The organism is Mesorhizobium sp. M7A.F.Ca.CA.002.05.1.1, assembly GCF_003998335.1.
In the GTDB taxonomy this organism is placed as follows: domain Bacteria; phylum Pseudomonadota; class Alphaproteobacteria; order Rhizobiales; family Rhizobiaceae; genus Mesorhizobium.
In genome coordinates this window covers 1-7580 of sequence record NZ_RZQI01000221.1, presented here as the reverse complement: position 1 = coordinate 7580, position 7580 = coordinate 1, and the positions used below count along the sequence as shown (strand labels likewise).

The 7580-nt window shown below is 59.4% G+C and carries 4 protein-coding genes and 2 pseudogenes; 3 read left to right on the top strand and 3 right to left on the bottom strand.

Annotation, left to right across the window (positions count from 1 at the left end):
* Positions 1-553, top strand: a 553-nt coding sequence (locus EN939_RS39075) for a transcriptional regulator domain-containing protein (RefSeq protein WP_442919533.1), incomplete at its 5' end; no start/stop codon positions are given.
* Between the two features lie 33 nt (positions 554-586).
* A pseudogene (locus EN939_RS13690) lies at positions 587-787 on the top strand (SMC-Scp complex subunit ScpB); the annotation flags it as partial.
* Between the two features lie 109 nt (positions 788-896).
* Here the strand turns inward: EN939_RS13690 and EN939_RS38045 are convergent.
* A complete protein-coding gene (locus tag EN939_RS38045; RefSeq protein ID WP_164748801.1) occupies positions 897-1178 on the bottom strand; it encodes a hypothetical protein in 282 nt (93 codons plus the stop codon).
* Between the two features lie 52 nt (positions 1179-1230).
* On the opposite strand from EN939_RS38045, the gene EN939_RS13680 reads away from it, so the two are divergent.
* The gene (locus EN939_RS13680; protein ID WP_126063908.1) at positions 1231-1569 is read left to right on the top strand and encodes a nucleotidyl transferase AbiEii/AbiGii toxin family protein; all 339 of its coding nucleotides are present in this window, start codon (positions 1231-1233) and stop codon (positions 1567-1569) included.
* A gap of 382 nt (positions 1570-1951) precedes the next feature.
* On the opposite strand, the pseudogene EN939_RS39070 reads toward EN939_RS13680, so the two are convergent.
* Positions 1952-2960: pseudogene (locus EN939_RS39070) on the bottom strand (tyrosine-type recombinase/integrase); the annotation flags it as partial.
* 210 nt (positions 2961-3170) lie between these two features.
* Positions 3171-6704, bottom strand: coding sequence for an autotransporter outer membrane beta-barrel domain-containing protein (locus EN939_RS13670; protein WP_127268434.1), 3534 nt, complete (start codon positions 6702-6704; stop codon positions 3171-3173).
* Positions 6705-7580: the final 876 nt, after the last annotated feature.

Genomic DNA, 7580 nt, shown 5'->3' with positions numbered 1-7580 from the left:
CGTGCCTGCAGTTCTCGTGACTGGCGCGGTCGAGGCTGATGGGCGGGATGAACGATCATATGACTGCACCACTGGTATGACGCCGCGCGAAAGGGCATGGGAGTTTTTGCGCCGCAATCCAGCATTCCAGCGTGAGGTGACCGCTGCAAGCCAGCAGGCCAATAGCTGGTCTTACCAACCCTTGCTTGACCTGGTCGCGTCGGCCGGCGACCTGTTACGCTGGGGTGTTCTGTTTCGCCGAGTCTTATGGGCGAAATTCGATCGTTTTTGGTTCCGCTCTGGTGCGTCCATGTGTTGCCAGTCATTGCAGAACATCTGCCAGCATCGTCGGAGACAACGCCGTGCGAACTCTTGGCATTGCCAGGTCGTGCGACGGTCCTGCCTGGCGCCCGGCAAAGGCCAACATGTTCTTCTTCGCAATGCCGAGCATACGCTCCAGCTCGCCGTCTCTGGCGTGGATATCTTGAGCCTGTCTGTCTCCGAACCGAGGCGATCTGGCCCGCGAGCTTTTGAGGCACCGCCTGAGGGCGGCTCGAGTGCCTCAATGCTCTAAGTGTGGGTCAACGTCTGCCTGCCCGCTGAATTTGGCACGCCTTACACCTACGTCACGACCAAGACCTTCCTGTTGCACTTCGGCCTCGACACACTGCGGGATTTGCCCGATTTCGAGGCGATTGAGGTTGCCGCGCTGCTCAGCAAGGAGAAGCTGCTGGCGGGCGATACTCCCATCGGGCTGGTGAGTGGTGGAGGAGGTGAGGAGCGACACTCCAAGGCCAGGACGGGCTAGCGCAGCAGATACATGGAAGTAATATGAGCGGTTGAGAGTCGAATCAGGGAACTATGCGATCACTATCGATAAGAGGTGGCAATATCGATCGTGATTGTATCGGGCCACTCTACGGCGAAGGAGGCGGCAACTTGTGTCTCCGACCCGAAACGATTACCTTGCGGCCATTATGAGCAAGCATTTGGCATCCGTCTTGACGACCGTGAACGCGCCCTGCAGCGTACAGCTGGACGACGCGGCGCTGGCCGATTGCTTTGCGGATCTCGATTTGGCCAAGCAGCATCCCGCTCATGTCAGCGCCTTTCTCGGCGAGGTCCCTCTCGCCCAGCAAGTCGAGTTCGCAACCGCGCACCACATTCGCGGTCGACGAGATGAAGGCTTTTGCCGCCAAGTTCTCTGCCTGGTCCGGCGAAAGCTATCCGCTCGCCGCGTAATGGCTGGACATGATAGCCGACGCCCGTCCGAATGGCGGCGGCTTTTTTGTATTATATCGACCTGATCGGCCAGCTTCGCGGGAATGCCGGGGCTACGACTTTGAATGGTCATTTGGCGGCGGAACGGCTATGATGATCCAGATCGGCCATCGCGAAAGCCACGACATCGATATCTTCCTCGACGACCCTCAATTGCTCGGTCATCGACCATCCAAAAGCCACCTGCACTTTGAAACGATGCCGTCCGACTATTTGGGGGACGGGCTTCGGTTCCAGAAATTCGCCTTCGAAGACGTTGGCGAAATCGACTTCATCGTTGCCGGAGCGCTAACAACGAAGCCGTTCTAGACCCGCGTGGTGGAAGGCAGGACCGTGCGGCTCGAGACCATCCCGGAAATCATCGCCAAGAAGGTCTATTACCGGGGATTTCGGAAGCCAACCCGCGCGACATCTTCGACATCGCCGCCGCAGCCCGGTCGCAACTGGACGAGGTCGTCAACGCTCTGCGTGCGCTCCCAGAACAGGTCGCTCGAACCAGACAGCGGATGGAAAAACTCAACAATGAATTCGTCGGCCGCGCCATTGCACAGCTGATGATCATGCCCTGACTACGAAGCGTCGCCGCCGACAGTCTGGACGCAGCGTTCGCTGTGCTCGACGAGGTGTTGTCATCACTCAAAGAACCTGACCCCCACGACCTAGCGACCAACCGAGGGAGGGGAGGGGTTTCTCAGAGCCCGGACGCCTTGGTGAGGTTGGTCCGGAATCTGCCGCGCCTCCGCTGATATTTGCGGGTCATCTCGGCCGAGGCATGGCCGAGCTGCTTCTGCACGTAACGCTCCTCGACGTCGGCCGACGAGGCAAGTCCGGCGCGCAGCGACTGGCCCGAGAACAGCAGCGCCCGTTACCCTTCCGGGAGATCGGAGGGGACGCCGGCGGCGATCGTCACCTGCTTGACCAGGCGGGCGACGTGCTTGTCGGAGAGCCGTTCGACGTCGACGGTCTTGTTGTCCTTGAAGATGCGGCGGAACAGGGGTCCACGTGCGATGCGGCCAAAGCGGATCCAGCTCTCGAGCGCGACTACGGGGTAGGTGTGGTCGCTGGAGCCGCGGCCGACCTCGACCTCGCGCCAGCCGGTCTTGCCGCGCAGGGTGACCAGCAGCCCTTGCCGTCAAAAATCTTCGATCCAGCCGGCGCCATCGCTGTTGTCGTCGCGCATGACGTCGAGACCGACGATCTCGGAGCGCCGCAGGCCGCCGCCACAGCCCAGGAGCAAAATAGCGCGGTCGCGCAGGCCCTGAGGTCGTGGCCGAGGGTGGCGATCATCGCCAGCAGATCGTCGCCAGGACCGCCTCTTTTTGCCGCGGTGGCTTTTGCGTGCTTGCGCGGCGAATGCCGGCAAGAACCGTATAGATATGCCGCTCCGCGCGGTCCAACGGCCGGCCGCGCTGGGTAAAGTTCCAGGCGAGGCCGGAAAGCCGCCGCTCGATGGTCGCAACCGAAAGGGCAGGGGCGCCACGCTTCGGATCGCCGGCGGCGGTGCCCAAGGCACAGGCGCTGATATTGAGCCTGATCACCTTCGAGCCCGGAGGCAGGGGATCGAAGCCAGCGCGCCGGCACCAGGAGGAAAAATGCCGCCAATCCTTGGGGTAGGCGTCGCGCGTGTTCTCCGAGGTGGCGTTGTAGCCCCTCGCGGTCTCGACCAGTTCCTGGACATGCGCCGGGACTCTTTGAGCCGGGTCTCCATCTCCTTGTAGAGCTTGTCAAGCTCGCCATCGACTGGCTTCAGGTCGTCGATTGAACATTGCGTCATCATAGGCTTTGTGCCTTGTTGTAGCAGGCATCGTCCGTTCGCGCGGCGGACACAGACATCACCGTCGCTGAGCCGAGAACGACGGTAAAAGAAAATGCACTCACTGACTTCATAACCAATCTCTTTTGCGGGTGATTTAGAAACGGACGCCGAGCTTGGCGCTGAACCCGTGTGTCTGGGCATCCGAGGCGATCTGTCCCTGATAGGCGATGCCGAACGTCGCGTTCTCGGTGATGTTTACGTCCAGCCCAGCTTCGAGCAGAGCTGCGTTCTTTGCGATCGGCACGCCCTTGATGGCGAAGGAGGAACCGCCAGCAAAGGCAAGAGCGGTATCCGGCCTGACGTCGCCGAAGGCGTGGCGCCAGCCAAGACCGCCGCGCGCGGTAGCAGTCACGGTGCCGAGGGTCAGTACCGTCGACGCACGCAGACCTAGCGTGGTAAACGCCGTGTCGCTCGAGCGATCCCCGCTCGACAAGGCGGCTGCGCCGCCATTCTCGGTGAAGCCATCGGCGTCAAAATTCACATAAGCGAGATTAGCGTAGGGCTCGAAGGAAGCCCAAGCCGTATTGATACGGTAGCCGAGCTCGCCAAAGGCCTGGAACGTGCCGGCGTCGTAATCGGCCGAAAGGCTGTCGGCGAAGCCTGAAAAGACCACGGACCTGCCGGTCTCGATGCTGTGCCAGGTATAGGCAAGGCCGGAACGAAAACCGAGATTGCCGTTCTGCGTGCCGGCAAAAAGACCGAGATGGTAATTCTCGCTCGAGCCCGACGACGCGCGATTGTCCGCCTCCAAGGAGGTATGGCTGTAGCCGCTGATGAGGCCGAGCCGCCAGCTTTCGCCGACAGCCGCGTCACCGCCAGCCAGAAAGCCGCCTGTCGAGTGATCGAGACCGGCGGCATTGCCGTCGCTGTCGAGATGACCCCAGGCGCCGAAGCCACGGCCCCATACGGCGAAATTCTCACTCGTTGCCGGGGCCAGTTCCAGACCACCCAGCCCATAAGTCATCACCGGAACGCTGGAGGCACCGACGCCGTCGAACGCCGCACGGATCCGTTCGCTCGCGGCATCGCGTACAGAATGACTGTCCTCGATGAGGCCGCTATGAATGGAAGCATGAACCTCGCCTGATAGCATATCGAAAGCGTTGCGGGCTTCCGGCGCCGTCAGGAACAGGATGTTGTCCTGGATCGGATTACCGCTTCCAAGCGCCTGAGCCGCTGCGGCGACCGAGCGTTGATTGAAGGTGCTGGCAACATCGGCAAACGCCGTCGATGTGCGGCTGATATCGAGATAGACATTGTTGGCATCGTAGACGAGCTGGAAATCGACGAAGGGCGTCGCGTCTGTCGCCAGAGCCCCCGTCAGCCCGCCATAGGTGCCGCTTACGCCGCCTGCTGCGGAGAGCAGAGTATATCGGGCATCGACCGATAGCGTTCCCTGCCGCAGCAGCTCGATCTGCGCGCCGCTGTCGATCGCCGCTACTCCGCCAACATCGATGAGATCGGACGACCTTGCGAGGTCGACCTGATAGATCGATCCGGACTGCTGCGCGAAATCGCCCGTGACAGTCAGTGTGGTGACGATCCTGCTCGGATCGGTCGCACTGCCAGGAGCGACCGTGCCGCCCTCGGAAATGGTGACCGCACCGTAGGTGCCGCCGCCTGCGACGACACCGCCGCTGTTTGCGATAGCCGTGCCCCCGATCTGCCCGTCATTCCCGAGAAAGCCGGACGTGGTCGCATCATGGGAAAGCACACCTGTATCGGCAAGCAGCAATCCCGCGCCGGAACCGACCGTCGTCATGCCGGAAAAATTGTTCTTTCCGCTCAGCGTTTGCACGCCACCGGCAACGAATAGTTTGCCGCCCATATTATTGTTATCAACGTCGAGGTCGTTGATGCTGCCGGCGAACGTGTCGTTCGAATCCGTTAGCACCAGGGTACGCTTGCCCAGCTCGACCGTTCCGCTGCCACTCAGGCTACGAATACGGGCATCGTTGTAGGCGTCGGAGATTCCCCAATAGTCGCTGCCATTTCCATGTTCGGAGATATCGAACGTGCCGTCTGCAACGACTTTCGCTGACCGTTGGATGTTGCCGAGCCCCGCAAGCGAGAGATAGGCATCCTGAGCAATATTCGTCTCGCCGGTGTAGGTGTTGACATTCGTCATCCGGACCACCGTCTTTGTATCAAGCGTCAGCGATCCGGAGCCGGAGACGACACCCGCTATGCCGAACCCGCCCTCATTCCCCATGCTCGTCGTTATCCTGCTCAGACCGGTCCCTTCGGGTGCGGATGAATCGGTAGAGAAGTTGCTGGCAGTGACGAAATGTGACGTATAAGCGGTATACTTCTTCTCCAGATCGAAAATGACCGATCTGTTTTTGAAGAAGTCAAGACCGGCAACAAAACTGGTCTGGTCATTGGGTTGTTCCGTCGTGCCGCTGGTGTAGGTGAAGTCGATATTGTCCAGCCTTACCGGATCGCCATCCGTTCCTGCGATTGTAACGCTCGGGATGTTGCCCGATGCGCTTACGATCTCGCGTTGCTCATTTCTCCGAACATTTTTAAGTTTGACGCCCGCATCCTGAAATTGCTTCAGCATCGCATCACTGATCTCCAGACTGCCACCGCCCGGTGTGCCGGTGTCGAGCAATACCGCGGTCTTGTTGGGGTCGGTGATTGGTGGGGCTCCATCCTTAACCGTGTACTGCAGATTGTAGCTGCCTTCGTATTCGGTCGAGGCATTGGCGCCAGAGCCAGGAAAATTCTGATAAGAATCCTGATCTTTTTCCTCGGGTTCTCCCCATGGCATGGCATTAGTATATTGGGCCCGGAGGCTTGGATTGAGGTTGACAATCGTGCAGGGGGAACAGCCAGGCGTTTGGTCGCTCTCGGAATCCGGATTCACATTGGCGGAGACCACGTAGCCAGACCTGGTGACACTGCCCATCATGCCCCAGACACTTGTCTTGCCAAGAAAATCGCCGGCCCCGAATGTACCTGCGAAATCGCCGCCTTCGTCTGCCATCTTGCCAGCGGTCATTTTCGCCCGCTGCTCCTTATCGGCGTGATAAGGTTCTTGGAGATCCTGACCATACATATCTTTAAGTCCATCCGTCACGGATCCCGGCGTGCACTTAAGATTGTTGTCCTTGCAATACGCATGGGTATAGACAAAATCGAGAATGCGAGCAGCCCGGTATTTCTTATCGCTTACAGACGGCCCGTCGATTGTTATCTTTTGATCTGGATCGACATATGTAAATTTATCAATTTCCCCGTTCTGAAGCTTATTACCATACGTTCCGTCCCCGTACGTATATACGTAAGGCGTGTCGGCAATCGGGCGGACCCCGGTCACCTCTGACCCGATCTGCGTGTTGAGCTGGTCCGAGCCCGTGTCGAATACGTATCGCTGCGCGTTGCCATTGTTGATCTTGGCCCAGATGCCCAGGCGGTCATGGCCTTCCCCGACATACTCCAGCGGGATCGAAATCGGGTCGTCGGCCAACGCTTCTCCAGTTGGAAATGCTACCAGACCCACCCCGAGAGACACAGCCGGCAGGAATACCGTCGTCATCGCGGTGGTTGCCGCCAGAAAGTTCTTTGTCCCGAAACAAGCCTGCATACCTGGTCCTCGAAAAAGTCTCGCAAACTGATTGATCATTGGAACGGCCTCCTGAATTGTTTAACGAGACCCTTTATGGCGGCCCTGGCTGACAACAGCCTGAAAGCTGCAAGCGGCATGCGAAAATGGGGCGATCCTGAATGACGACAGATGCTGTCAACACTGGAAGAGTGCTCGGCCTGAAAGCTGAGCACGCTTTATGCTCAGGCTGCTGACAAGGCCAAAGCAGCGTAAGTGCGGAGTGAAATCCAAGGTCCACATGGGTCGTCGCTCTTCCCGTGCGCCTGGGAAGGCGCCGGCCCGGCCAAGCTTTCCCAGATCGTCCGGATGGCGCACAAGATACCGGTTCAGGTCGATCGAGATGGAGGCCGAGGCGTATGCCAAGGCGGTCGACTGCCTGACGAAAGATCAGAATGCGTCGCTGGCGCTCTACGATTTCCGCCGGCAGCGAGCTCAGTCTCCTGCCGGGCATCCGTGTTTACTGGCGACGAGACACAAGATGTGCCCAAATTGCCACCAGACCGTCACCTGCGATGAGTTTCGGCAACTGATTTTGTCCTTTCAATCGTCGCCACTTCCTGGCCGCGGCCAACATGGGCCACTCGAAGGCAGCAGACTGGCGGCTATATGGACGGGCTGTGAGCCCGAACCGGAGACATTGGCGAAATCTACGATCTCTATAGCAACGTCAAGGAGAAGCGCGAGGTGTTGCAGATGTGGTCAAATCACATCGAATGGCTGATCAAGCAGGCTGCGGATGACGCTCTGGCGGCGTAGCTGCTGGCATGGGCGGAAGATGCGGCGCAACAATCGTCAGAGCCTCATCGAATTGGAGATCATGCTTGACCAGCAAATGCGCGGCCAATGCTTCGATGGCCGACCAGTGATCGAGTACTAGCCGGGCCGTGCAATCTT

Bases quoted from the DNA above. Each gene is read 5' to 3' on its own strand.
- EN939_RS13680 (WP_126063908.1), top strand. From the start codon at position 1,231: ATGATAGCCGACGCCCGTCCGAATGGCGGCGGCTTTTTTGTATTATAT.
- EN939_RS13670 (WP_127268434.1), bottom strand. From the start codon at position 6,704: ATGATCAATCAGTTTGCGAGACTTTTTCGAGGACCAGGTATGCAGGCT.